Origin of the sequence: Streptomyces sp. NRRL F-525 (genome assembly GCF_000716605.1) — a bacterium.
Classification (GTDB): Bacteria; Actinomycetota; Actinomycetes; order Streptomycetales; family Streptomycetaceae; genus Streptomyces.
Genome location: NZ_JNXE01000009.1, coordinates 22,648 through 46,703 on the forward strand (window position 1 = coordinate 22,648; position 24,056 = coordinate 46,703).

Annotated in this window: 22 protein-coding genes; 9 read left to right on the plus strand and 13 right to left on the minus strand. The window is 69.9% G+C overall.

Annotated features, from left to right (window positions below; all coding sequences use genetic code 11):
* Positions 1 to 97: 97 nt before the first annotated feature.
* The gene (locus tag OO69_RS15280) at positions 98 to 553 is read left to right on the plus strand and encodes a RidA family protein (protein ID WP_051801036.1); all 456 of its coding nucleotides are present in this window, start codon (positions 98 to 100) and stop codon (positions 551 to 553) included.
* Between the two features lie 15 nt (positions 554 to 568).
* Here the strand turns inward: OO69_RS15280 and OO69_RS15285 are convergent, their stop codons facing one another.
* Entirely contained in the window at positions 569 to 1,333 is a 765-nt protein-coding gene (locus OO69_RS15285; RefSeq protein WP_033281180.1) for an SDR family NAD(P)-dependent oxidoreductase, read from the minus strand.
* A gap of 111 nt (positions 1,334 to 1,444) precedes the next feature.
* Here OO69_RS15285 and OO69_RS15290 point away from each other — a divergent pair, with 111 nt between their 5' ends.
* Entirely contained in the window at positions 1,445 to 2,113 is a 669-nt protein-coding gene (locus OO69_RS15290; RefSeq protein ID WP_051801037.1) for a TetR family transcriptional regulator, read from the plus strand.
* Between the two features lie 30 nt (positions 2,114 to 2,143).
* On the opposite strand, the gene OO69_RS15295 is transcribed toward OO69_RS15290, so the two are convergent.
* From OO69_RS15295 to OO69_RS15305, 3 genes are all read right to left on the minus strand, one after another.
* Entirely contained in the window at positions 2,144 to 3,688 is a 1,545-nt protein-coding gene (locus tag OO69_RS15295; protein WP_033281181.1) for a cellulase family glycosylhydrolase, read from the minus strand.
* A gap of 126 nt (positions 3,689 to 3,814) precedes the next feature.
* Positions 3,815 to 4,714 carry an ABC transporter permease gene (locus OO69_RS15300; protein WP_033281182.1) on the minus strand — a complete coding sequence of 300 codons (900 nt, stop codon included), beginning with the start codon at positions 4,712 to 4,714 and terminating at the stop codon, positions 3,815 to 3,817.
* Positions 4,711 to 5,724, minus strand: coding sequence for a daunorubicin resistance protein DrrA family ABC transporter ATP-binding protein (locus OO69_RS15305; RefSeq protein WP_033281183.1), 1,014 nt, complete (start codon positions 5,722 to 5,724; stop codon positions 4,711 to 4,713). Before OO69_RS15305 ends, OO69_RS15300 begins: the two co-directional genes overlap by 4 nt.
* 106 nt (positions 5,725 to 5,830) lie before the next feature.
* Between OO69_RS15305 and OO69_RS15310 the strand changes: the two genes are divergently transcribed.
* A complete protein-coding gene (locus OO69_RS15310) occupies positions 5,831 to 6,607 on the plus strand; it encodes a TetR/AcrR family transcriptional regulator (protein ID WP_033281184.1) in 777 nt (258 codons plus the stop codon).
* On the opposite strand, the gene OO69_RS15315 is transcribed toward OO69_RS15310, so the two are convergent.
* Complete coding sequence (locus OO69_RS15315) at positions 6,591 to 7,583, minus strand: hypothetical protein (RefSeq protein WP_033281185.1); 993 nt, start codon at positions 7,581 to 7,583, stop codon at positions 6,591 to 6,593. The genes OO69_RS15310 and OO69_RS15315 overlap by 17 nt on opposite strands.
* Positions 7,584 to 7,661: 78 nt before the next feature.
* Here OO69_RS15315 and OO69_RS15320 point away from each other — a divergent pair, with 78 nt between their 5' ends.
* Together OO69_RS15320 and OO69_RS15325 are read left to right on the plus strand one after the other, a co-directional pair.
* A complete protein-coding gene (locus OO69_RS15320) occupies positions 7,662 to 8,405 on the plus strand; it encodes an SGNH/GDSL hydrolase family protein (protein WP_033281186.1) in 744 nt (247 codons plus the stop codon).
* Positions 8,406 to 8,475: 70 nt separating this feature from the next.
* Positions 8,476 to 9,468, plus strand: a complete 993-nt coding sequence (locus OO69_RS15325; protein ID WP_033281187.1) for an aldo/keto reductase — start codon at positions 8,476 to 8,478, stop codon at positions 9,466 to 9,468.
* A gap of 210 nt (positions 9,469 to 9,678) precedes the next feature.
* Here the strand turns inward: OO69_RS15325 and thpR are convergent, their stop codons facing one another.
* Positions 9,679 to 10,236: an RNA 2',3'-cyclic phosphodiesterase gene (gene thpR, locus OO69_RS15330; RefSeq protein WP_033281188.1), complete on the minus strand. Its 558-nt coding sequence runs from the start codon at positions 10,234 to 10,236 to the stop codon at positions 9,679 to 9,681.
* Positions 10,237 to 10,346: 110 nt separating this feature from the next.
* On the opposite strand from thpR, the gene OO69_RS15335 reads away from it, so the two are divergent.
* On the plus strand, positions 10,347 to 10,871 hold the full coding sequence (locus OO69_RS15335; protein WP_033281189.1) for a GNAT family N-acetyltransferase: 525 nt from the start codon (positions 10,347 to 10,349) through the stop codon (positions 10,869 to 10,871).
* Between the two features lie 30 nt (positions 10,872 to 10,901).
* Here the strand turns inward: OO69_RS15335 and OO69_RS15340 are convergent, their stop codons facing one another.
* Complete coding sequence (locus tag OO69_RS15340) at positions 10,902 to 12,173, minus strand: MFS transporter (RefSeq protein ID WP_033281190.1); 1,272 nt, start codon at positions 12,171 to 12,173, stop codon at positions 10,902 to 10,904.
* A 112-nt stretch (positions 12,174 to 12,285) separates the two neighbouring features.
* Positions 12,286 to 12,723 (minus strand): MarR family winged helix-turn-helix transcriptional regulator, encoded by a 438-nt coding sequence (locus OO69_RS15345; RefSeq protein WP_026150457.1) that lies wholly within the window; start codon positions 12,721 to 12,723, stop codon positions 12,286 to 12,288.
* Positions 12,724 to 12,877: 154 nt separating this feature from the next.
* Here OO69_RS15345 and OO69_RS15350 point away from each other — a divergent pair, with 154 nt between their 5' ends.
* Positions 12,878 to 13,060 carry a hypothetical protein gene (locus tag OO69_RS15350; RefSeq protein ID WP_033281377.1) on the plus strand — a complete coding sequence of 61 codons (183 nt, stop codon included), beginning with the start codon at positions 12,878 to 12,880 and terminating at the stop codon, positions 13,058 to 13,060.
* A 19-nt stretch (positions 13,061 to 13,079) separates the two neighbouring features.
* Here the strand turns inward: OO69_RS15350 and OO69_RS15355 are convergent, their stop codons facing one another.
* Positions 13,080 to 14,474: an NCS2 family permease gene (locus tag OO69_RS15355; protein WP_033281191.1), complete on the minus strand. Its 1,395-nt coding sequence runs from the start codon at positions 14,472 to 14,474 to the stop codon at positions 13,080 to 13,082.
* Between the two features lie 132 nt (positions 14,475 to 14,606).
* Here OO69_RS15355 and OO69_RS15360 point away from each other — a divergent pair, with 132 nt between their 5' ends.
* Positions 14,607 to 14,897: a DUF2530 domain-containing protein gene (locus OO69_RS15360; RefSeq protein WP_033281192.1), complete on the plus strand. Its 291-nt coding sequence runs from the start codon at positions 14,607 to 14,609 to the stop codon at positions 14,895 to 14,897.
* 113 nt (positions 14,898 to 15,010) lie between these two features.
* Positions 15,011 to 17,407, plus strand: a complete 2,397-nt coding sequence (locus OO69_RS15365; RefSeq protein WP_033281193.1) for a cation-translocating P-type ATPase — start codon at positions 15,011 to 15,013, stop codon at positions 17,405 to 17,407.
* A 207-nt stretch (positions 17,408 to 17,614) separates the two neighbouring features.
* On the opposite strand, the gene OO69_RS15370 is transcribed toward OO69_RS15365, so the two are convergent.
* From OO69_RS15370 to OO69_RS15385, 4 genes are all read right to left on the minus strand, one after another.
* Complete coding sequence (locus tag OO69_RS15370; protein ID WP_033281194.1) at positions 17,615 to 18,556, minus strand: hypothetical protein; 942 nt, start codon at positions 18,554 to 18,556, stop codon at positions 17,615 to 17,617.
* A 217-nt stretch (positions 18,557 to 18,773) separates the two neighbouring features.
* Positions 18,774 to 19,553 carry a hypothetical protein gene (locus OO69_RS15375; RefSeq protein WP_033281195.1) on the minus strand — a complete coding sequence of 260 codons (780 nt, stop codon included), beginning with the start codon at positions 19,551 to 19,553 and terminating at the stop codon, positions 18,774 to 18,776.
* Positions 19,554 to 19,678: 125 nt separating this feature from the next.
* Positions 19,679 to 22,804, minus strand: coding sequence for a sacsin N-terminal ATP-binding-like domain-containing protein (locus OO69_RS15380; RefSeq protein ID WP_033281196.1), 3,126 nt, complete (start codon positions 22,802 to 22,804; stop codon positions 19,679 to 19,681).
* A gap of 205 nt (positions 22,805 to 23,009) precedes the next feature.
* Positions 23,010 to 23,936 (minus strand): DUF3027 domain-containing protein, encoded by a 927-nt coding sequence (locus tag OO69_RS15385; protein ID WP_033281197.1) that lies wholly within the window; start codon positions 23,934 to 23,936, stop codon positions 23,010 to 23,012.
* Positions 23,937 to 24,056 lie beyond the last annotated feature (120 nt).

The window sequence follows — 24,056 nt, forward strand, 5'->3', positions numbered from 1 at the left end:
GCTTTTTGTGGATCAAGTGCTCGGCGTTCGGATAGCGTGCGCAAGTCCGTGGTCGACAGCTCAGGTCCATGGTCGACAGCTTTGGAGAGGTTGACGTATGACGCCTTCAAGCCCCCACCCAGTACCGCCGGTTCAACCGGGCAAGCCGGTTCGGAAGGAGACCTTTTCCTTCACCGGGGATGCCGTTCCGCCGCCGGCGGGGGCGTACTCGCATGCGACGCGGTGGGGCTCCAACGTGTTCCTCTCGGGACAGTTGGCCACCGATCCCGCGACTGGTGAACTGGTCGGCGGCGGTGACCTGGTGGCCGAGGCGGAGCAGGTGCGGCGCAACCTCGAAGCGGTGTTGGGGCAGTTCGGACTGACCCTCGACGACGTGCTGATGCTGCGCGTCTACCTCACCTCCTTCGAGGAGTTCGACAGCTTCAACAAGGCGTACCGGACCTGGTTCCGCGGCCCGTTGCCGAGCCGGACCACGGTCGGCGTCACCGAACTGGCCCTGGGCGCCGCGGTGGAGATCGACGTCATCGCCGGGATCCCTGAAGCCGGCGCCTGACTCTCGTCGGGGACATCACCAGGAGACCATCGGCTTCGCCCCGCCCCCATCGACGTCGAGGACCGCGCAGTTGACGTAACCGGCCGCCGGTGACGCCAGGAAGGCGACCGTCTCGGCGATGTCCCGGGGTTCGCAGACACGGCCGAGCGCCAGCATGTCCGCGAACCGCTGCTGTTGCTCCTCATCGAAGATCTCCCGGACACCCTCGGTGAGGACGAACCCGGGTCGTACGACGTTGCTGCGGATGCCGTCCGCGCCGTGCTGGGCGCCGACGTACAGGGAGAAGGTCTCCAGCGCGGACTTGCAGGCGCCGTAGGCCGCCTTCGTCGCGGTGGGGTGACGTACGGCGCCGGACGAGATGTTGATGATCGAGCCGCCGCCGTCGCTTGCCAGCATCGCCGGGATCGCGTGCCGCGCGCCCCAGACCGCGGCCATGACGTTGAGGTCGAAGGTCCGCCGCCACGCCTCGTCGCCGGAAGTGGACGTGCCGGTGTCCTCGGGCACCTCGGCGGCGGCGTTGTTGTCCAGGACGTCCAGGCGCCCGAAGGTGTCCAGCGCCGCCTGCACCAGACTCCGTACGCCTTCCTCCTGCGTGATGTCGGCGTGCAGCCCGATCGCGCTGTCGCCCAGGTCCGCGACCAGTTCGCCCAGGGCCTCGTCGTTGATGTCGCCCAGGACCACCCGGGCTCCCTCGCGCACGAAGACGCGTGCCGTGGCCGCGCCGATCCCGCTCGCGGCGCCGGTGACGACGGCCACCTTCCCGTCCAGTCCATTCGTCATGGTGCACACCTTCCGCTCTCGCCTCACCGATGCGAGGCCTGACCTCATTATTGATAGCACATCTCACTGTTGAGACTAAGTCTCAGTCGCGAGGCAAGCTATCGTGAAGCCATGGGGATTTCCACCGAGGACGCCAAGGACACCGAGGGCGTCAAGGACCAGCCGCCGAGCGTGCGCTCCCGCGCCCGTCAGGCCGTGAAGGCTCAAGTGGCCGAGATCGGGCTGGAGTTGTTCCTGACCGACGGCTTCGAGCGGACGACGACCGACCAGATCGCCAAGGCTGCGGGCATGTCCCGCGCCACGTTCTTCCGGTACTTCCCCACCAAGGAGGACGTCGTCCTCACGCTGGTCGAGGACCTCGCCGAACAGACCCGGGAGGCTCTGATCCGGCGCCCGGCGGACGAACCGGTGTGGACGGCGCTGCGGCACGCGCTCGAACCCCCCGTCCGCGAGCACGCCAAGGACCTGGACGCCGCCCTCCAGACGGCCCGGGTGATCGTGGAGTCCCCGTCCGTCCGGGCCCGCCTCCAGGAACGGAACCGGCGCTGGCGGGAACTGCTCCTCCCCGAAGTCGCCCGCCGCATCACACCAGCCGTCACGTCCCGCCCCGACCCCGCCGCCTCCGCCCTGATCGCCAGCGCCCTGAGCTGCCTGGACGCCGCCATCGAGGCGTGGGTACAGGAGGAGGGCCGCCTCCCGCTGCCCACGCTCCTCGACGAGGCGATGAACGCCGTCCACCCGTTGACGACACACGCCGGACAGACCGGGCCGTCGGCCTGAGCGGCAACCCGGCCCGGCGCCCTCAGTCCCTCACGTCGCCGTGCAGCTCAAACTCGGCGCGCTCCCACCCCCCGGAGCTCCCCCGAACCCGAAACTCGCCGAACCCCCAACCCCCACACTCCCGTTGTGATCCGCGTTCACCGCGGTGACGCTCGTCCCGGTCTGTGTGTACGTCGCGTTCCACATGTTCGTGATCTGCTGGGTGCCGGACCAAGTCCACTTCACCTGCCAGGACTTGAGGGCCGAGGTGCCCGTGTTCGCCACCGTCACGTCGGCGTTGAAGCCGGTACCCCAGTCGCTGGTGACGGTGTACGTGGCGGCACAGGTGGCCGTACCGCCTCCTCCTCCGCCGCCCCCACCCGTCCCCGTGCCCGGAAACCCCGCCGCCTTGATGCTCGCCAGGTATCCGTCCTTCACCGTGTCCACCGTCACCCAGTCGTCCTTCAGGATCCCGCCCGTGTCACCGGAGTTGGGGTTCCACGACCAGAAGGTCCAGGAGAAGGAGTCGGCACCGTACGTCGCGGTCGGGCGGAGGTAACTCACCAGCGCCGCAAGCCACTTCTGGTCCACCGTCGACGCCAGCGTCGTGCCGAACTCGCCCACCCACACCGGCGCGATGTTCTGCCGGAAGAGGTAGCCCCAGTACTTGTCCCACACCCCGGGCATGTTCGCCGGGAAGGTCGGGTCGGTGAACCAGGGCTGTTGGGCCACGCTCGTCGCGTAGTCGTGGGCCGAGTACACGACCCGGTTCGGGACGTTCAACTCCACCGGATACTGGCCCGCGCCCATCAAGTTGCCGCCCCACCAACCCGATACACCGGCGTACGTCTGCACGCCCTCCACGAAGATCAGCAGGTCCGGGTTGACCGACAGCACCGCGTTGCCCGCCCGCTCCGCCGCCAGGCGCCAGTCCGTCGCGATGTCGCCGCAGCCCCAACACGCCGGATCGTGCGGCTCGTTGTGGAGGTCGATGCCGATGACCGTCGACTGGCCCGCGTAACGGGTCGCCAGGGAACGGAGGTTGGCGATCCACGTCGACTCCGGTACCGATGAGGTGTACCAGAGCGCCGACTGGGCCGAGGCGTCCGGACGGTGCCGGTCGAGGATGACCTTCAGGCCGTCCTGGCCCGCGTAGGCGACGAGTTTGTCCATGATCTGGAGCGAGTTGAGGCCCTGGAGGTCCGCGTTCTTGCCGCTGGAGAAGTCGATGCTGTTGGGGACCGTGCCGGACTTGAAGATGTCATCGCTGTAGGGGAGGCGGATGGTGTTGTAGCCCAGCGACTTCATCTGGTCGATCATGCTCTTGTAGTCGCGTGACCAGAGGCCGTGCACAACGTAGTTGGCGGTCTCGAAGCCGAACCAGTTGATCCCGGCGATACGGACCGGCTGCCCGGCCGCGTCGAGGATCTGGCGGCCGCTGGTGTGCCAGTAGCCCGCTCCGGGTGCGTCGGCGGCCACCTCCTTCGCACCCGCCACGCCCGCCGGACCAGCCGCCTGCGCCGGGTGCACACCGGCCAGCGGCAGCACGAGCACCGCGGCAACAACCCCCAGCGCTCTTCTCAAGCTGCGGAACATGTCGCTGCTTCCTCTCGGGAGGCGCGGGTCCGGAACTCGTGGGAGCGCTCCCATCACCCGGCACCCTCCATGGAAGCCATGTCACGTGGACACGTCAAGGCAATGGGCAACGACAGTCGTCCACGGCTACCGGCTCAGCCTGCGGAACCTTCGCACCGCCAGCGGAAGGAACAGCAAGGTCAGCGCCGCCGGCCACGCCCCCGCCAGCAGCAACGCGTGCTGTTCCGGCCAGGACGTGCCCTGCCCGGTCGGCGCCCCGAAGAGCGCCCGTGTCGCGCCCGCCGTGGACGAGAGCGGGTTCCAGAGCGCGGCCTGGCCGAGCCAGTGGGGCATCTGGGTCGGGGAGACGTAGATGCTGGAGATCATCGTCAGGGGGAAGACGATCGCGAAGAGGCCGCCGACCTGTTCGGGGCCCGGGAGCAGGAGTCCGAGCCAGACGCCGACCCAGATCAGCGCGAAGCGGAGGGCCAGGAGCAGGGCCACCGCCTTCACGAAGTCCAGGCCGAGGCCGATGTCGACGCCCAGGCCCGCGCCCAGGTCGGGGCCCGCGCCGAACTCCGGGCGCCAGCCCATGCCGTACGCCGTGGCCATCATGATGCCCAACTCCGCGCAGGCGACGATGAGATCGGTCGCGCCGCGCCCCGCGACCACCGCCGACGGCGCCATCGGCATAGAACGGAACCGGTCGATGACGCCCTTCTTCGCGTCGTTCACGAAGATCGTGGCCGTGGAGACGAAGCCCATGGCCACCGTCATCACGAACATGCCCGGCATCAGGAACGCCTTGTAGTCGCCGCCGCCCGGTACCCGCATCGCCTTGCCGAAGACGTAGCCGTACAGCAGCACTGAGAGGATCGGGAAGCCCAACTGCCAGAGGATGCTGACCGGTTGGCGGCGGTAGTGGGTCAGGCCGCGGCGGACGACGTTCCAGCAGTCGGCGATCGTCCAGAAGAGGCGGCCGTGTTGGGGGCGTCTGCGGTACGTGCGGCCGGTGCCCTCGGATGCCGTCGAGACGTTGCCGCTCACGCCGCCGCCCCCTCGGTCTCCGGAGCCTCGAACTCCGGCTCCTGGGTGGGCGGTTCCTCTTCCGTACGGCGGCCCGTCAGCCGTAGGAACACGTCGTCCAGGCTCGGGCGGCGCAGGCCGATGTCCTCGACCGGGATGCCGTAGTGGTGGAGGTAGCGGGCGACCTCGGTCAGCGAGCCCACCCGGTCGGCGACCGGCGCGTGCACCCGCAACTCGCCCATGTCCGCCTCGGGTTGACCGCCGTGGGCGACCCTCGCGACCGCCTGCAACGCGTAGGGGATGTGGGCCGGTTCGCGCAGTACGACCTCGATGCGGTCGCCGCCGACGCGGTTCTTGAGGCCGTCGAGGGTGTCGTCGGCGATGGCGCGGCCCTGGTCGATGACGGTGATGCGGGAGGCCAGGCGGTCGGCCTCCTCCAGGTATTGAGTGGTCAGGAGGACTGTGGTGCCCTCCGCCACCAACTGCCGTACCGCTTCCCAGACTTCGCCCCGGCTGCGCGGGTCCAGGCCGGTGGTCGGTTCGTCGAGGAAGAGGACGGCCGGGGCCAGGATCATCGACGCGGCGAGGTCCAGGCGGCGGCGCATGCCTCCGCTGTAGCCGCCCGCGCCCTTGTCGGCGGCGGCCTCCAGGTCGAACTGGCGCAGGAGTTGGGCCGCCCTCAACTTGGCCCGCCTGCGGCCGAGATGGAAGAGGCGGCCGAACATCTCCAGGTTCTGCCGGCCGGTGAGGATCTCGTCGATCGCCGCGTACTGGCCGGTCAGCCCGATCCGCGAACGCACCTTGCGCGGCTGCCGGGCCACGTCCAGACCGGCGACGGTCGCCCGGCCGCCGTCGAGGCGGACCAGCGTGGAGAGGATGCGGACGGCGGTGGTCTTGCCGGCGCCGTTCGGGCCGAGCAGACCGTGCACGGTGCCCTCGCGGACGGCCAGGTCGAAGCCGTCGAGGGCGTGTTTGTCGCCGTAGCGCTTCTCGAGCCCTTCGGCCTCCACCACGTGGGTGTCACCGCTCATGGGTCCTCATCCCTCCCTCCTGTACCGGGCGTTCGAACTGCGTGCACCGTATCCGATGGCGCGTACGGTGTACTCGGTTTTCGCCCGGCGACCTAGACTCCCCCGCATGACCTCGACGGAGTCCAGCGGCAGTGGTGACATCGGCCGCACCCTCGAACTGCTGTGGGACACCGGCCCCCGCCCCAGCCGCGGGCCGAAACCGGGGCTGTCCGTCGACCGGATCGTGGACGCGGCCGTCCGCATCGCGGACGAGGAGGGGCTGGACTCCGTATCCATGCGGCGGGTCGCCACCGACCTCGGCACCGGCGCGATGTCCCTGTACCGGTACGTGCCCGGCAAGGCCGAGCTCCTCGACCTGATGCTGGACCGGGTCCGCTTCCCGGACCGGCCCAACGACGGTGCGGGCGGCGACAGTTGGCGCGCGGCGCTGGAGGCGGCCGCCCGCGACGCGCTCGCCGTGCACCGCCGACACCCCTGGCTGCTGCGCGTGAACCAGTCCCGCCCGCTGCTGGGGCCCCGCGCCCTCGCCACCCTGGAGCACCTGCTCGGCCGCATCCGCCCGATGGGCCTGACCGACCCGGAGCTCGTCTCGACGGTCGTCATGATCGACGGGTACGTCGTCGGGGCCGCGCGCACCCAGGTCCACCAGGAGGAGGCGGCCCGCAGCACCGGCCTGACCGACGCGGAGTTCTACGGTGCTCAAGTCCCGGCGCTGGAGAAGGCGATGGCGACCGGCGCGTACCCGACGCTCGCGTCCCTCTCCCCCGACACGTTCACCGCCGGTTTCGACCACTTCGAGTTCGGGCTCGGGCGGATCCTGGACGGTCTTGAGGTCGTGGTCCGACAGCGGTGGGCGGCAGGGGAGTTCAGCGGCGGCGCGTGAGGCGCCGTAGCCCGAAGAGCGCGCCCAGGACGACCACGACGGCCACCGCACCGATCTTCACGTTGCTCCCCGAGCCGCCGTCGTCGCCGCTCGCCGAACTCCCGCCGCCCGAGGGCGACTTGGAGGAGTCCGAACCGCCCCCGGGAGCGTCCTCCGCCTGTACCGGACTGTCGGTGCCCTCGCTCCCGTACATGAGCTTGGTGCCGTCCGCCGAGTAGCTGACGGACTCGCCCTGCCCCTGCAACGGCACGTCGAGGCGCCCCTCGCGCTTGATCTTCCCGCCGTTCCAGTCGTAGTAGATACCGCCCAAGTAGCCGCGTACGGCGAGCTGTTGGCCGTTGGGCGAGAAGGCGGCGTCGGTGGCCCAGAGGTCGATCGCGGCGATCGGCTTGAAGTAGTTGGTGCCGGAGGAGGAGAGCGTGGCGGGGCCTTCGAAGAGATGGCCGCCGTCCTCCTTCTTGTCGATGATGTACACGCGTCCGGTCTTGGGGTGCACGATCAGCGACTCGGCGTTGCGGGCGCCGTCCGAGTACTTCACGACGTACTGCGTGGCCCGGATCGTCTGGTTCTTGAGGACCTTCGGCTCGGGCAGCTTGTAGATCCAGACGTACGGCCAGGTCCCGTCGAGGTTGTCGCCGATGTCGCCGACGTAGATCTCGTTGTGCGGGCCGATGGAGATGGCCTCGACGTCACGCGGCTTGCCGACGCCGCTGAAGGTGACGGTGGCGACCGTCCTGCCGGTGCTGCTGTCGACGGCGTAGATGTACGGGCCGTCGTTGCTGTCGTTGTGCGTCCAGTAGATGCCGGGGTGGAGGTGTGAGGCGGCGAGCCCGCTGGACTCCGTGATCCGGGAGTCCGTGATCGTGAACCCCTTGTCGCCCTTGCCGTCACCGTCGTCGGAGGGTGCTGCGGCTGCGGGCAGGGCGAGCGCGCCGACGAGGAGGCCGGCGCCGAGGAACGCGAGGAAGCGACGCATGCCCCCAGCCTGCCATCGTGGCGGGCCTCACATCCCATCGGCTCCAGTGAACGGCCGTTGATCGTCCATCATGAGCGGATGCTCAGGTTCATGCCCGTAGGCGACTCCATGACGATCGGGAGCGCGGGCGAACACACATGGCGTTACCGGATGTGGCAGCACCTGCGCGCGACCTACGGCGGCCCGTTCGCCGTGGTCGGCCCGCGCGAGACGCTGTACGACAAGGCGACGGACTCGCCCACGTCGTACGAGTACGCCGACCCCGACTTCCCGCACTTCCACCTGGCCGGCTGGGGCGAGGGCTGGCTGCACATGGCCCCGCTGATCGGCGGGGCGGTGCGCGCGCACCGGGCGGACGTGCTCCTCGTCTCCCTCGGCCTGATCGACCTGGGCTTCTACACGAACGCGCCCCAGACGGCCGAGAACATGCGCACGTTCGTGGCGGAGGCCCGCGCCTCGAAACCCTCCGTCCGCATGGTGTTCCTCCCGGTCATCCCGAACGTCCGCGCCCGCACGGACGCCCCCTTCGCCACCGAGGTCGCCCTCTTCAACGAACTCCAGGCGAAGGCGGTCGCCGACCTCGACGACCCGCGCTCCCCGCTCCTCCTGGCCTCCCTCCCGGAGTCGTACGACGTCGACCACGACACGTACGACGGCACGCATCCGAACGCGGCCGGCGAGCACCGGATCGCGGGGGCGTTCGCGGGGGCGATGCATCAGGCGTGGGGGGTGGGCGGGGAGTACGGCGAGGACGACCCGGCCGCGGACAGCCCTCAACACTGGCCGCCTCACTCCTCGTCGAGGCGATCGGCCCGGCGCTGACCTCCGGCGGCTTCTCCTGCGACCGATTCCCCTTGCGTAGAGCGCACTCGAAGTCGTTGGCTAGACACTCATGAAGTACACGCAGCTCGGACGCACAGGCCTCAAGGTCAGCCGACTGGTCCTCGGCACGATGAACTTCGGACCGCAGACGAATGAGCCGGACAGCCACGCGATCATGGACGCGGCGCTGGACGCGGGCATCAACTACTTCGACACCGCCAATGTGTACGGGTGGGGTGAGAACAAGGGCCGGACCGAGGAGATCATCGGCAACTGGTTCGCCAAGAGCCCCGTCCACCGCGACAAGACGGTCCTCGCCACCAAGGTCTACGGCAACATGGCCCCCGAGGGCGACGCCTGGCCCAACCACGACAAGCTCTCCGCGGTGAACATCCGGCGGGCCGTGGACGCCAGCCTGAAGCGGCTGCAGACCGACTACATCGACATCTACCAGTTCCACCACGTCGACCGGGCCACCCCCTTCGAGGAGATCTGGCAGGCGATCGACACCCTGATCCAGCAGGGCAAGATCCTCTACGTCGGTTCCTCGAACTTCCCCGGTTACAAGATCGCCCAGGCCAACGAGATCGCCGCGCGGCGCGGTGGCACCATCGGGCTCGTCAGCGAGCAGTGCCTCTACAACCTCGCCGAGCGCCGCGCCGAGATGGAGGTCATCCCGGCCGCGCAGGAGTACGGCCTCGGGGTCATCCCCTGGTCCCCGCTCCAGGGCGGGCTCCTCGGCGGGGTCATCAAGAAGGAGGTCTCGGGCGGGCGCCGGGCGAGCGGCCGGGCAGCCGACACCCTCGCCAACCCGACCTCACGCGCCCAGATCCAGGCCTACGAGGACCTCCTCGACAAGCACGGCATCGAGCCCGGCGAGGCCGCCCTGGCCTGGCTGCTGACCCGCCCCGGCGTCACCGGCCCGATCGTGGGCCCGCGCACCGCCGAGCAGTTGGAGTCCGCGCTGCGCGCCGTGGAACTGGAGTTGAGCGAGGAGATCCTGACCTCGCTGGACGAGATCTTCCCGGGCCCGGGCCCCTCTCCGGAGGCCTTCGCCTGGTAAGCACGGTTAGGGCAAGCGCCCGTCTTCAGGGGCGCGGGGAACTGCGCGACCAGCCACATCCGGCCCGCACCCGGCAACGATCGCGCAGTCCCCCACGCCCCGCCCCGCCCTCACTTACCGAGCGCAGCCGCCAGCCCCACGACAACGAACAACAGCACAAGCGCACCGGCCATGATCCGGTTCCGGAATTTCGGGTCCACGTACCCGAGCCTAACCGGCCACCCCGAGCGCCCAGCGAGCGACCGCCTCGTACCGCGGCTGCTCCCCCGGGACGCCCGACCTCGGCAGGTTGCTGCGGACCAGCACCAGTTCGTCCACCGTCCACGCCCGGCCCGCGAAGTCGTCGAGGCGGTCGAGATACGGCTGTACGTCGATGGCGTCCCGGCTGCGCGCCACGGTGAGGTGGGCGCGGTACCGCCGGTGTTCGCCCGTCGGCGCGGCCTCCTCGCAGCGCTCCGCGAGCCGTCGCAGGGCCGCCACATCCCCCTCCACGCCCGCCCACAGCGCCCGCCCGTCCCCGAACTGCCCACCTCCGCGCACCGCGAGCCCGAACGGTTCGGTCCGGCGCGCGGTCCGCTCCAGGGCGGCCGACAGTCCGGGTACGGCGTCCTCGTCGACCTCGCCGTAGAAGGCGAGGGTGAAGTGCCAACCGGGGCGGCCGGTCCAGCGCAGGGTGTCCGCGCCCGGCAGCCGCCTCAACTCGTCGACCGTCGAGCCGAGTTCGGCCAGTGCGCGCTCCGGCGGCAGCAGGGCCGCGAAGAGTCTCATGGGGGCAGCCTCCCACCACCGCACAAGCTGTGTGCCCTGGACTAACCGGTCTGACGGGCCCAAGACGGTTAGTCCAGGGCACAGCCTTTTCGGACCCCTAGCCTGCTGCCATGGAGACCGACACCAGCATCAGCATCAGGGACGGCGGGCCCGACGACATCCCCGCGATACTCGGCATGTTCGACAGTGCCGTGGCCTGGCTCGTCGCGCAGGGGCGGACCGGGCAGTGGGGCAGCACGCCGTGGTCGGAGAACCCGAAGGCCGTGGCGATGGTGGAGCGGTATGTGGCGCAGGGCTCGCCCTACATCGCCGAGGTCGACGGCGTCCCCGTCGGCACGCTCACCCTCACCGACTCCCCCGGGCCGTACATCGAAGCCGTCGACGAGCCCGAGCGGTACGTCCATCTCCTCGCCTCCGACCGCCGGTTCAAGGGCTACGGCGTCGGCGGCGCGCTGCTCGCGCACGCGGCGGAGGTGACGCGGCGGGCCGGGGTCTCCCTGCTGCGGGTGGACTGTTACGCGGGGGACGACCGCAAGCTCGTCGCCTACTACGAGAGCAACGGGTTCACCGCGACCGAGGCGTTCGTCGTCGGTGAGGACCGGTGGCCGGGACAGGTGCTGGCCCGGAGGGTGTAGCCGTCACCCCCCGGGCCGCGCTCTCAACTCTCAGGCCGCCGTGGCCAGTTGCTCGCGCTCGCGCGGGACGAAGGCCACGCTCGGGTGGCCGTGGTTCCAGTCGAACGACAGGCGCAGGTCGCCGATGCGGGCCAGGATCACGCCGATCGTGGCCGCGGCGACGGCCGCGATGACGCCGCCGAGGGCGAAGCTCACCCGGGGGCCGTAGGCGTCGGTGATCCAGCCGACGATCGGTGCGCCCACCGGCGTACCGCCCATGAAGACCATCATGAACAGGGCCATGACGCGGCCGCGCATGGCCGGGTCGGTGCCCATCTGGACGGCGGTGTTGGCCGTGACGTTGACCGTCAGGCCGGCGACGCCGATCGGGATCATGAGCAGGGCGAAGAGCCAGTAGGAAGGGGCCACCGCGGCTACGACCTCCAGGATGCCGAACGCTGCCGCCGCCGCGATCAGGACGCGGAGGCGGGTGGTGCCGCGGCGGGCGGCGAGCAGGGCGCCGATCAGGGAGCCCACCGCCATCAGGGTGTTGAAGAGGCTGTACGCGCCGGCGCCCGCGTGGAAGATGTCGTCCGCGTAGGCCGACAGCCACACCGGGAAGTTGAAGCCGAACGTGCCGATGAAGCCGACGAGGACGATCGGCCAGATCAGGTCGGGGCGGCCGGCGACGTAGCGCAGGCCCTCGCGGAGCTGGCCCTTGCCGCGCGGGGCGCGCTTGACGGAGTGCAGGTCGCGGTTGCGCATGAGGAGCAGGCTCGCCAGCGGGGCCACGAACGACAGGCCGTTGAAGAGGAACGCCCAGCCGGTGCCGACGCCGGTGATCATGACGCCCGCGACGGCGGGGCCGACCAGGCGGGCGGACTGGAAGTTCGCCGAGTTCAGGCTGACCGCGTTCTGCAGCTGCTCGGGGCCGACCATCTCGGAGACGAAGGACTGGCGGGCCGGGTTGTCGACGACCGTGGCGAGGCCGACAGCGAAGGCGGCGACGTAGACGTGCCAGACCTGGACGTGGCCGGAAAGCGTGAGGAAGGCGAGGGCGAGGCCGGTGAGGGCCATCGCGGACTGCGTGACGAGCAGGGTGGGGCGCTTGGGCAGCCGGTCGACGAGGACACCGCCGTAGAGCCCGAAAAGCAGCATCGGCAGGAACTGGAGGGCGGTCGTGATGCCTACGGCGGCGGAGGAGCCGGTGAGGCTGAGGACCAGCCAGTCCTGGGCTATTCGCTGCATCCAGGTGCCGGTGTTGGAGACGACCTGGCCGATGAAGAACAGCCGGTAGTTCCGGATCTTCAGCGAGCTGAACATCGAGGACTTGCCGACGGGATCAGGGGTGGGCGGGGAGTCGGGGGTGGCTGGCGCGGGGGCGGAGTCTGCTCCGGGTCCCGAACTCAAAAGGTCGCCTCCTACATAGACAGACTTACAGGTGTGCGAGTTTCTCCAGCACGGGGGCGGCGGCGACGATCTTCGCCCACTCGTCCTCGTCGAGGCCGTCGACCAGGCCGGCCAGGAACGCGTTGCGCTTGCGGCGGCTCTCTTCGAGCATCGCCTCGGCCTGGGGGGTCTTGGTGACGACCTTCTGGCGCCGATCCTCGGGGTGCGGCTCCAGCTGGACCAGACCCTTCGCCTCGAGCAGCGCGACGATGCGGGTCATCGAGGGCGGCTGCACGTGCTCCTTGCGAGCGAGCTCGCCAGGGGTCGCGCTGCCGCAGGTGGACAGAGTGCCCAGCACCGACATCTCGGTGGGGCTGAGTGACTCGTCGACCCGCTGGTGCTTGAGTCGGCGGGACAACCGCATCACGGCTGATCGCAGGGAGTTCACGGCGGCAGCGTCGTCGCCATGCGTAAGGTCCGGCATGTTCTTTAGCGTAACTCATTACTCTCGCTAAAGACCAATGGGGACACGCCGAGATGCCCGTGACCCTGGCCACTGAACCCTTCCGTCACCCATATGAGTGATCCCGGCGCGGAACGTCACCCACCGCCCGGAACCGCCCCGGACCCTCGTCTACATGGGGACCAGCGTGCTCAGCCTGCGGATAGACGGGGAGCTGCTCGAACGGCTCCGCGACCATGCCTCGAAAAGGGGAATGAGCGTCCAGGACTATGTGGTCCAGACGCTCATCCGGGACGATTTCGACGAGCGGTTCCAGACCGCCGTAGAAGAGACCGAGAAGTTCTACGGGGTCACGTGAGGGCCCGCAGAAGCGCGGGTCACGTGAGACCCAGCGCCGGCATCAGGTAGTAGAAGCCGAACACCGCCGCTACGACGTACATCGGCACCGGGACCTCCCGGCCCCGGCCCGCCACCAGTCGCAGCACCACGAAGGTGATGAAGCCCATGCCGATGCCGTTGGTGATCGAGTAGGTGAACGGCATCATCACCATCGTGATGAAGGCCGGGATCGCGATCGTGTAGTCGGCCCAGTCGATCTCCTTGACGGAGCCCGCCAGGATCAGGAAGCCCACCGCGAGCAGCGCGGGGGTGGCCGCCTGGGACGGGACCATCGTGGCGATCGGCGTGAGGAACAGCGCTACGGCGAAGAGCGCGCCCGTGACGACGTTCGCGAAGCCCGTGCGGGCGCCCTCGCCGACACCGGCCGTCGACTCCACGAAGCAGGTGGTCGCGGAGGACGAGCTGACACCGCCGGCCGCGACCGCGATGCCGTCGACGAAGAGCACCTTGTTGATGCCGGGCATGTTGCCCTCGCCGTCGGTCAGCTTCGCCTCGTCGCTGATGCCCATGATCGTGCCCATCGCGTCGAAGAAGCACGACAGCAGGACCGTGAAGACGAAGAGGACGCCGGTCAGCACGCCGACCTTGGAGAAGCCGCCGAACAGGCTGAACTTGCCGATCAGGCCGAAGTCCGGGGTGGCGACCGGGTTTCCGGGCCACTTCGGGGTGGTCAGGCCCCAGGAGGGGATCGTCGCGACCGCGTTCACGATCACCGCGAGGACGGTCATCGTGACGATGGAGATCAGGATCGCGCCGGAGACCTTGCGGACGATCAGCGCGAGGGTGAGCAGGACGCCCAGGATGAAGATGAGGACCGGCCAGCCGTTGAGGTGACCGTCGGCGCCGAGCTGGAGCGGAACGGTGGTCTGGGCGGCGTCCGGGATGCGGGAGATGAACCCGGAGTCCACGAGCCCGATCAGCATGATGAACAGGCCGATACCGATCGAGATGGCCTTGCGCAGTCCGTACGGCACCGCGTTCATCACGCGCTCGCGCAGCCCGGTGGCGACCAGCAGCATCACGACCAGACCGGCCAGCACGACCATGCCCATCGCGTCCGGCCAGGTCATGCGCGGCGCGAGCTGGAGGGCGACGACGGAGTTCACGCCGAGTCCGGCGGCCAGCGCGATCGGGACGTTGCCGATGACACCCATGAGGAGGGTGGTGAACGCGGCCGTCACGGCCGTCGCGGTGACCAGCTGGCCGTTGTCCAGGTGGTGCCCGTACATGTCCTTCGCGCTGCCCAGGATGATCGGGTTGAGCACGATGATGTACGCCATCGCGAAGAAGGTGGCGAAGCCGCCGCGGATCTCGCGGGGGAGCGAGCTGCCACGCTCGGAGATCTTGAAGTAACGGTCGAGCGCGGTCGGCATTGGATGTTCCTACGAGCAGAAGTGGACAGACGGAAACCGTTTCAGTATGAACATATGAAGACGTCAGGCGCTATCTCCGCGCGTAGACACGCCGAGATCCTTGAGCCTTGTGCCGCCTCGTAAGCTGGGGGCATGGCGAAGTGGACACCGACACACGAGGCACCCGAGCCCCTTGAGGGCCCGATCGTCCCGACGATCATCGGCCTCACGATCCTCTGGTTCGTCCTTTTCCTGGTACAGCTCCCCTTCTACGGCTGGTTCGACGACCACGGCCACCTGTGGTGGGTGTGGACCTGCCTGGCCGGGGCCGGACTCGGGCTGATCGGCATCTGGTACGTCCGGGGGCGCGACGCGGCGCTCAAGCGCATGGCGGCCGAGGCGGCCGCTCCGGCCACGGAGACCCCCTCCCCTGCTGCGGAGTGAGGAGCTTCCCCTACACCCCTGGCATCACCCCGCCCCGCCAACCGTCCTCCCCTGGTCGGATCTTCCGGGCACTCGGCGGGTGAAGCCGTAAAACCGCACGTACCGTCGAATGCATGACGCACACCGACGCGGGCGCCGAACTCGATCCTGTGCACCCCGTGCCCATCCCGGCGCGGCGGGCCCATGGACTCAGCACCGCCGAGGTCGCCGAGCGGGTGGCGCGCGGGGAGGTCAACGACGTCCCGGTGCGCAGCAGCCGGTCGCTGGGCGAGATCGTGCGCGCGAACGTCTTCACCCGGTTCAACGCGATCATCGGTGTGCTCTGGCTGATCATGCTGTTCGTCGCGCCGGTCCAGGACAGCCTGTTCGGGTACGTGATCATCGCCAACACCGGGATCGGGGTCTTCCAGGAGTGGCGGGCGAAGAAGACCCTGGACTCCCTCGCGGTGATCGGCGAGTCGAAGCCGACGGTACGGCGCGACGGGGCCGCGGTGGCGGTGAGCACCTCCGAGATCGTGCTGGGTGATCTGATCGAGATCGGGCCCGGTGACAAGGTCGTCGTCGACGGGGAGTGCGTCGAGGCCGACGGTCTTGAGATCGACGAGTCGCTGCTCACCGGTGAGGCGGATCCGGTGGTCAAGCGGCCGGGGGACGCGGTCATGTCGGGGAGTTTCGTGGTCGCCGGCGGGGGCGCGTTCGAGGCGACCAAGGTGGGGCGGGAGGCGTACGCGGCCCAACTCGCCGAGGAGGCCTCGCGGTTCACGCTCGTCCACTCCGAGCTGCGGACCGGTATCTCCACGATCCTCAAGTACGTGACGTGGATGATGATCCCGACCGCGATCGGCCTGGTGATCAGCCAACTGGTCGTCAAACAGCACGGGTTCAAGGACTCGATCGCCCGGACGGTCGGCGGGATCGTCCCGATGGTCCCGGAGGGTCTGGTCCTCCTCACCTCGGTGGCCTTCGCGATCGGTGTCATCCGGCTTGGCCGGAAACAGTGCCTCGTCCAGGAACTCCCGGCCATCGAGGGCCTCGCCCGCGTCGACACGGTGTGCCTCGACAAGACGGGCACGCTGACCGAGGGCGGGATGGACGTCACCGAGTTGCGTCCGCTCGGCGGGGCCGACGAAACGTACGTACGCAAAGTCCTGGGTGCGTTGGGCGAGTCGGATCCGCGGCCGAACGCGTCGCTGCAGGCGATCATCACGGCCTATCCGGACAGCGGGGAGTGGCGGTGCGTGGAGTCGCTGCCGTTCTCGTCGGCGCGGAAGTACAGCGGGGCGTCGTTCAGTGAGGGGAACGGGGAGTCGAGTACGTGGTTGCTCGGGGCGCCTGATGTGCTGCTCGCCGATGATGATCCCGCCCTTGAGGAGACCGGGCGGCTCAATGAGGAGGGGCTGCGGGTGCTGTTGCTGGCCCGGGTCTCCGGTGAGCTGGACGATCCCGGGGTCGTGCGGGAGGCCTCGGCCACGGCGCTGGTGGTGCTGGAGCAGCGGTTGCGGCCCGACGCGGCCGAGACGCTGGCCTATTTCGCTGAGCAGGATGTGCACGCGAAGGTCATCTCCGGGGACAACGCGGTGTCCGTGGGGGCGGTGGCGGGGAAGCTGGGGCTCAGTGGGCAGGTTGTCGATGCCCGTCAACTGCCTTCTGATCAGGGGGAGATGGCCAAGTCCCTTGACGAGGGGACTGTGTTCGGGCGGGTTACTCCGCAGCAGAAGCGGGACATGGTGGGGGCGTTGCAGTCTCGCGGGCACACCGTCGCGATGACCGGGGATGGCGTCAATGACGTACTCGCCCTGAAGGATGCCGACATCGGGGTCTCGATGGGTTCCGGGTCCGAAGCCACGCGAGCCGTCGCGCAGATCGTGTTGCTCAACAACAGCTTCGCCACGTTGCCTTCGGTCGTTGCGGAGGGGCGGCGGGTGATCGGGAACATCACCCGGGTGGCGACGCTGTTCCTGGTGAAGACCGTGTACTCGGTGCTGCTGGCTGTGCTGGTGGTGTGCTGGCGGGTTGAATATCCGTTCCTGCCGCGGCACTTGACGCTGTTGTCCACGTTGACGATCGGGATTCCGGCGTTCTTTCTTGCGTTGGCGCCGAACACGGAGCGGGCGAAGCCTCATTTTGTGCGGCGGGTGATGCGGTATTCGATTCCGGGGGGTGTTATCGCCGGGGCCGCGACCTTTGTTACGTATCTGATTGCTCGTCACCAGTACGCGGGGAAGGGGGCGTTGGGGGCGGAGACCAGTGCGGCTACGTTGACGCTGTTTCTGATCTCGATGTGGGTGCTGGCGATTATTGCGCGGCCGTATACGTGGTGGCGGGTGACGCTGGTTGCCTCGATGGGGGCGGCGTTTGTGGTTGTGCTGGTTGTGCCTTGGCTTCAGCATTTCTTTGCGCTGAAGTTGGTGGGGGTGACCATGCCGTGGATCGCTGTGGGGATTGCGGGGGTGGCGGGGGTTGTGCTGGAGCTGGTGTGGAGGGTGGTTGATCGGCGGGGGGCGGTTTGAGGGCTTGTAGTTCGTCTGCGGGTGCGTCGTGGCTGGTCGCGCAGTTCCCCGCGCCCCTTAAAGGCGGCTGGCGTGGCCCTGTTCTTGAGGGCGCGGCCCTGAAAAGCAGCTCGCCACGTACCTGCTCTTAAGCCCGCGCCCCTGAAAAGCAGCTGCCCGCGCCCCTGGTTTGGGGCGCGGGCAGCTGCTTTTCAGGGGCTGGTGGTGCTACTTCACGTCGACGTAGTCGCCCGTCGCGTTGATCGGGGCCGTGGTGGACGTGCCCGCGAAGCTGTAGCGGAAGTAGCCGTCGACCGTGGCCTTGAGGGTGGTCTTCAGGGCGCCTGTCGAGGTGGTCTTGATGGTCTTGACCGTGGTGTACGTGCTGGAGTTCTTCTTGCGGAACTGGAGCTTGACCGGCTGGGTGGAGTAGCCGGTGTAGTTGGCGCCGTCCCAGTTCGCGCGGGTCAGCTTGCCGGTGACCGTGATGGTCTTGCCCTTCTTGACGGGCTCCGGGGCGGCGTTGACCGTGAGCTTGGCCAGGCGCGTGACGTTCGGGGAGGCGAAGTTGCCCTGGTCGGCGAGGCCGACCTTGGTGATGTCGAAGCTGGCGCTGGTCGGGTCCTGGCCGTTCAGCGCGATGGCCTCGGCACCGGCCTTCCAGGCACCGGCGTCGACGTTCGAGAGGTCGCCCTCGCCCGGGTAGATGTCGAGCGTGGCCTTGCAGGAGGCGGCGGTCGCCGAGGTGACCGTGCAGGTGCCCGCGTCCTCGCCGAACAGCATGTTGGACGGGTCGGCGAAGGTGCCCTTGTAGATGTACGGGCCGCTGAGGAAGTCGGACGCGGTGATGTCGACGTCGGCGCCGTGCGTCAGCGTGTAGGTGACCGGCACGGAGAGGTGCCCGGAGGTACCGGCCACGATCGGCTTGCCGTTGTTCACCTTGACGTTGGCGAAGGTGACGTTCAGGGCGTACGGCGTGGCGTCGGCCGGGGTGGCGACGGTGGAGCCGGAGAGGGTGGCCCTGCCGGAGGTGTGGGCGGCCTCACGGATCTTCGCGACGTCCGAGCGGTACGAGCCGGCGTCGGAGCCCGCGGCCTGCGCGGCCGGTACGGCGAAGGCGGAGAGGACCAGGGCGCCGGAGACGGCGGCCACGGTGGCGCTTATGCGCATGCGTTCCCCAAGTGGGAAAGGGGGCCCCGACGCGCTGGTCGTTCCGAACGGCTCGTCGTCGGCGCCGGGGCCCAAGTGATGGCGGAGCCTGTTGGCTCACGTGTTCTGATTCGCGACCACCGGTGAGGGTTGTACGCCGGAACCAGATTTTGTGCGGGGATTGCGAACTGATGGTGAAGTGCGGAGAATCCGCAGGTCGGCGCGGCCTCGCCAGGCCTTACTTCACGTCGATGAAGTCACCCGCGGCGTTGACGGCCGGGGTGGTCGAGGTGCCGGCGAAGCTGTAGCGGAAGTAGCCGTCGACGGTCGCCTTGACGGTGGTGCTCAGGTTGCCCGCCGAGTTCGTCTTGATGGTCTTGACGGTGGTGTAGGTGCTGGCGCTCTTCTTGCGGAACTGGAGCTTCACCGGCTGGGTCGAGTAACCGGAGTACGTGGCGGCGTCCCAGTTCGCGCGGGTCAGCTTGCCGGTGACCGTGATGGTCTTGCCCTTCTTGACGGGCTCCGGGGCGGCGTTGACCGTGAGCTTCGACAGGCGCTGGACCTGGAAGGTCTTCGCGTTGTCCTTCTGGACGTAGTCGCCGTCCTTGCCCCTGGCGACCGCCCAGACCTTCCAGCCGCCGGCCACGGAGTTGATCAGGTTGGAGCGCGGCGTCAGGTCGAAGGTCGACTTGCAGGTCGACGTCGTGGCGTTGACCTTGGTGCAGGTGGCGCGACCGTCGCTGCTGTTGGCGACGGCGCCGCTGTCGGACGAGTCGATGTCGGCGCCGTGGTACAGGATCGCCTGCGCCCAGTCGACGCCCGAGGCGTCCTTGACCGTGAAACTGACGGTGATGGTCTTCTTCGCGGTCGCGCCCACGACGGCCGGCTTGCCGCCGTTCACCACGACGGCCGAGATCGCGGTGTCCCCCCTCCCTTCGTCGGCCTGCGCGGCAGGCACGGCGAGAGCGGAGAGGGCCAGGGCGCCGGTGAGGACGCCGAGGGTGACACGCATACGCATGGGTTCCCCAGGTAGAGAAGTGATCGTGGAGCCTGTTGGCTCAGCTGATCAGATTCGCGACGAAAGGGAATGGTTGTACGAGTAGTGAACTTTTCTCGGAACGGCCGTGAAGATCGTCGGCCCGCTCAGTCGAACCACCGGTCCCGAGCCAGTTCCTCCGTCCGCGACGGGTCCTCCAGCAGTGCCGCCACCTCGAAGCGGCGCGGCCACTGCCCGGCCGCCCAGGCGAGGCCGGCCGCCACGCCCTCCAGGGTCGACGCGTGCAGCACCCCGTCGCGGGTCCGGCGCCAGTCGATCTCGACGCCGTCCACGACGAGTTCGTCGTGTTCGACGTAGGTCGCGGGGGTGAGCGGGCCGAGGAGGGTCCGGACGGATTCCGGTACGTCGTGCTCGGCGCCCTCGGAGGTGACCTCGCCGGTGACCGACTCGCTCAGGCGGCGGACCTGGAAGAGTTCGGCCAACTCGGCCGCCCTGGAAGGGCGTACGGGGAGGAGCGGGGTGCCGGAGGTGAAGGGGAGCAGGTCGGGTGAGTCGACGACCACCGCGTCGGCGGCGTCCACGACCGTCACCTCGCCGTCGACCACGGCGCGCAGGTCGTCCGGGAGGGTGACCTGTTCCGGGTCGAGGTCGGCCAACGCGCTGTAGAGGGCGTGCAGTTGGGTGCCGGTGACCTCGCGGTCCGGGTCGGCGAGGCGGTCGAGGAGTTCGGCGGCGCCGCCAGGCTCGTCGAGGAGGGCGGCGACGGAGGTGCGGACGCCGAGTGCGCGGAGGACCTGTTCGTCGTCGAAGCCGGTCGCGTCGGCCTCGTCGTAGAGGCCACGCAGGAGCGGGTCTCCGCCGGCCGCCAGCAGGCCTGCCGGGCGGCGGCCGTCGAGGACCGGGTGGCCGCGCAACCACCAAGCGGTGTACGGCCGTACGAGCTCGTGGGTGCCGTCGGGCAGGAGGACGCGGACCTGCTGGGTGATCGCGTCGCGGAGCGGGGGCCGGGCGAGGAGGGCGAGGGCCTGGGGCCAGCGGTCCTCGTCGACCAGGTCCAGGTCGCGTACGGCGACCAGTTCGGTGGCGACCGGGGGTACGGGGCTGTCGGGGAAGCGGTCGAGGACGTCCTCCGACCACACGTCCACGGAGTCCAGCAGGCCGGGGTCGTCGGGTTCCGCGAAGTCGCTGTCGCGGGGCTCCAGTTCGTCCGGGTCGAGGACGACGTCGGTGGCGCGGACGAGGGCGAAGGTGGCGAGGACTCCGCAGGCGGCGAGGGGCTGTTCGCCCCATCGGTCGGCCAAGTCGGCCTCGACGAAGGGCAGTTCGTCGTCCCGCATCACCTGGGCGAACGGGCTGCCGGGGAGGACCAGTTCGCCGGCGGGGGCGAGTTCGCCGTCCTCGTCGGGCAGGGCGAGGGCGCCGAGCCAGGGTTCGTCACCGGGTTCGAGGCCCGCGTCCCGGACGAGGGCGAGGACGGTCTCCGCCAACTCGTCGCTGTCCGGGGCGACTTCGTCCCACATGGCCCCGCCCTCCTCGTCGAGGGAGGCGGCCACGGCGGCCCGTACCTGGGGTGTCGTGAGGACGGCTCGGGGGGTCGCGGGCAGCGCGCCGAGCTTCTCCAGGAGGGGGTGCGCGGCGTCCGGGTGGGCGACCTTGAGGCCGAGGCGGGCCAGGACTTCGGGCTCCACCTGGGCCGAGTCGGCGGTGGGGAGGAGGACTTGGCGCGGGCCGATCGTCGTCCTGCCGTCGGCGAGCGGCACGGGCAGGCCGGTGAGGCGGTCGGGGTCCACGCCCGCGAGGCTGTCGTAGAGCCGACGCCACCAGTCGGGGCCCTTCTCCAGGCCTGCCAGGCGGTCGACGGCGTCGGTGAGGGGGACGCGGGCGACGCCCAACGTCCGTAGTTCCACGCGGCGTTCGAGTCCGGCGGGGAGGATCGTGGGCAGTACCTCGGCGAGGACGCGCACGGTGTCGGCGCCCGCGCCCTCGACGACCTCGGCGTCCCGGGGGCGTAGCGCCTCGGGCAACTCCGGTTCGTCGGTGGGGGGTTCGAGGGCGGGCGGGAGGAAGGCCGTGCGCGGGAGGCGCTGGAGGATCGCCTGGCGGAGGGTGCCGTCCAGCTCCCCCTTGCCCAGGGGGCCGGGGACGAGGTCGATGATGCCGGTGGTCACCGGGCGCCAGGCGGCGAGGAGTTCGACGTAGGCGTCGGCCGCGCGCTCCACGACGAAGTCGGTGAGGGGGCCGGGGGCGGCGTGGCGGCGGGTGGTGTCGAGGGGGAGCGAGGCGATCAACAGGGCGGGTACGCCCAGGGGTTCGTCGCTCGGGGTGGGGGCGTGGACGACGGGGCTGGTGCGGGGGCGGGCCGGGGTTCCGTCCTCGTCGACGGGTACGGCCCAGGTCACGGACCAGTAGGGGCGCAGCCGCTCCTCGACGGGGCGGTCGGCGAGGAGTTCCTTGGCCAGCTCCCCGTGCGCGGCGGTCGTACGCCAGCGGGTGGTTCCGTCGCGGCTGTCGTCCACGACGGTGTCGGCGCGGTCGGTGCGGCGGGTGAGGGTGCGGGGGGCCTGGTCGCCGACCTCGACCACGACCTCGGTCAGCCCCGGGAGGGCGAGGAGGAGCGCGTCGTCCACGGCGCCGAGGAGGCGCTCGGCGAGGTCCTCGGCGGCGGTGTCGCGGAGGGGGAGGATGACGACCGTGTCGTAGGAGTCGGGGGCGGTGCCCTCGGCGGCGAACGGGAGGCGCAGCAGCGGGATGTGGCCGTCGCGGCGGCGGATCTCGGTGCCGAGGCCGGGGCTGTGGCGGGCGGTGTCGTCGGCGAGGGCGCGGGCCTCGGCGAGGGACCAGCGGACGCCGCCGTGCCGTCCGAGGACGGCGGGTTCGTCGGTGACGGCGACGACGGCGGCGAAGCCGACACCGAACCGTCCGACGGCGCTGTCACCGGCGTCGCGCTTCGCCGAGGCGCGGAGGGTGGCGAGGGACTCGACACCGGTGGCGTCGAGGGGGGCGCCGGTGTTGGCGGCGCACAGCACGCCGTCGCGGAGGGTGAGCCGCAGCCGGCCGGCCACGCCCGCGCGGGCGGCGGCGTCGGCGGCGTTCTGCGCGAGCTCGACGACGAGCCGGTCGCGGTACCCGCCGAGGACGAGGTCCTCCTCGGCGTTGGCGTCCTCGCGGAACCGGGCCGGGCTGGTCGCCCAGGCGTCGAGCACCCCACGCCGCAGTCGGGCGGTGCCGAACGGGTCGGCACCCTCGGCGGCGGGCCGCACGAACTTACTCACGTACGTTCACTCTCCTCATCGGCGTCGCGATGAAGGTACCGCGCGGCGAGGGGTGGGGTTGCCGGGGAGGGTGTCCGGTGCGCGGGGGCGAGGGGTCGCCGGAAGCCGGGGGTGAATCTAACCGGTGTCCGACCTGATGACCGGTTAGAAAAGACCCCGGCCTGCGGGAGTCCGCCGTAGCCGAGCAGCCGCCCCGCCGCAGCGGCTACGAGTGCCCCAGCTCCGCCGTTTCCTCGTCCGCCCCCACCGACACCGAGCCCGAGTCCGCCGAAGGCCGCAGCGGGAACGGGTCCACCATCGTCTCGTCGATCACCGGGGCCGGGGGCTGGGGCGGTTTGGGCATGATGGCTGCTTCCGAGTGGCCGCCGCAGCCGTAGGCCAGGGAGACGACGTGGCCGTCCGCCGGGGAGAACTCGTTGGCGCAGACGCCGAAGGCCTGGCCCAGGGAGCCGCCGATCGCGACCAGGAAGCCGCAGCTGACGCAGGCCGCGGGGGCCGCCTGGGCCATCGGGGTCTTCGGGCCGAAGCCGTCCTCCCAGCGGTCGGCGGCGACGTGGAGGCCGTAGCGGGAGAGGACTCGGGCGCGGCGGATGCCCAGTTCCTCGGCCACCGCGGCGATCGAGCCCCGGGTCGGGGCCACAGGCAGGGCAGACGGCGCTCCCGCCGTCACCTCCGCGTCCTCCGACTCGACCAGTTCCGCCATCTCCTCGGAGACCGCGGAGTTCGGCGGGGGCTCGTCCTCGCCCGTGTAGCCGGGCTCCAGGCGGAGGTCCTCCGCGTCGGTGGGGAGGAGGTCGCCGGGGCCCATGTCGCCGGGGCGGAGGCGTTCGCTCCACGGGACCCATTCGGGGGCCAGGAGGGAGTCCGGGCCGGGGAGCAGGACGACCTCGTCGAGAGTCACCAGCTTCGCGCGGGACGCCCTCGCGACCGTCACCGCCCAGCGCCAGCCGCGGTAGCCGAACTCCTTGCATTCGAAGAAGTGCGTGACCACCCGGTCGCCGTCGGATTCGACGCCGGCGTGCTCGCCGACCACGCCGGGCGCGGCGGCCTCCTCGGCTGCGGCACGGGCGAGGTCGACGGCCTCGGCGCACAGGCGGTCAGGGGTGCGGCTTCGCGTGGTCGCTGCGCTCACAGGTATCGCTTCTCTCCTACGCCGTCTCACGGGTGCGCCTGGTGTGGCGAAGGGAGCGGACGGAGCGGCTGAAAGACATGTACCAGGCCCTGGGGGCACTGGTGGACTACCGCTTCGACG

Bases quoted from the DNA above. Each gene is read 5' to 3' on its own strand.
- OO69_RS15340 (WP_033281190.1), bottom strand. From the start codon at position 12,173: ATGTTCAGCTCGCTGAAGATCCGGAACTACCGGCTGTTCTTCATCGGC.
- OO69_RS15285 (WP_033281180.1), bottom strand. From the start codon at position 1,333: ATGACGAATGGACTGGACGGGAAGGTGGCCGTCGTCACCGGCGCCGCG.
- OO69_RS15320 (WP_033281186.1), top strand. From the start codon at position 7,662: ATGCTCAGGTTCATGCCCGTAGGCGACTCCATGACGATCGGGAGCGCG.
- OO69_RS15360 (WP_033281192.1), top strand. From the start codon at position 14,607: ATGGCGAAGTGGACACCGACACACGAGGCACCCGAGCCCCTTGAGGGC.
- OO69_RS15310 (WP_033281184.1), top strand. From the start codon at position 5,831: ATGACCTCGACGGAGTCCAGCGGCAGTGGTGACATCGGCCGCACCCTC.
- thpR (WP_033281188.1), bottom strand. From the start codon at position 10,236: ATGAGACTCTTCGCGGCCCTGCTGCCGCCGGAGCGCGCACTGGCCGAA.
- OO69_RS15325 (WP_033281187.1), top strand. From the start codon at position 8,476: ATGAAGTACACGCAGCTCGGACGCACAGGCCTCAAGGTCAGCCGACTG.
- OO69_RS15355 (WP_033281191.1), bottom strand. From the start codon at position 14,474: ATGCCGACCGCGCTCGACCGTTACTTCAAGATCTCCGAGCGTGGCAGC.
- OO69_RS15290 (WP_051801037.1), top strand. From the start codon at position 1,445: ATGGGGATTTCCACCGAGGACGCCAAGGACACCGAGGGCGTCAAGGAC.
- OO69_RS15375 (WP_033281195.1), bottom strand. From the start codon at position 19,553: ATGCGTATGCGTGTCACCCTCGGCGTCCTCACCGGCGCCCTGGCCCTC.
- OO69_RS15365 (WP_033281193.1), top strand. From the start codon at position 15,011: ATGACGCACACCGACGCGGGCGCCGAACTCGATCCTGTGCACCCCGTG.
- OO69_RS15315 (WP_033281185.1), bottom strand. From the start codon at position 7,583: ATGCGTCGCTTCCTCGCGTTCCTCGGCGCCGGCCTCCTCGTCGGCGCG.
- OO69_RS15305 (WP_033281183.1), bottom strand. From the start codon at position 5,724: ATGAGCGGTGACACCCACGTGGTGGAGGCCGAAGGGCTCGAGAAGCGC.
- OO69_RS15370 (WP_033281194.1), bottom strand. From the start codon at position 18,556: ATGCGCATAAGCGCCACCGTGGCCGCCGTCTCCGGCGCCCTGGTCCTC.
- OO69_RS15280 (WP_051801036.1), top strand. From the start codon at position 98: ATGACGCCTTCAAGCCCCCACCCAGTACCGCCGGTTCAACCGGGCAAG.
- OO69_RS15345 (WP_026150457.1), bottom strand. From the start codon at position 12,723: ATGCCGGACCTTACGCATGGCGACGACGCTGCCGCCGTGAACTCCCTG.
- OO69_RS15350 (WP_033281377.1), top strand. From the start codon at position 12,878: ATGGGGACCAGCGTGCTCAGCCTGCGGATAGACGGGGAGCTGCTCGAA.
- OO69_RS15295 (WP_033281181.1), bottom strand. From the start codon at position 3,688: ATGTTCCGCAGCTTGAGAAGAGCGCTGGGGGTTGTTGCCGCGGTGCTC.
- OO69_RS15335 (WP_033281189.1), top strand. From the start codon at position 10,347: ATGGAGACCGACACCAGCATCAGCATCAGGGACGGCGGGCCCGACGAC.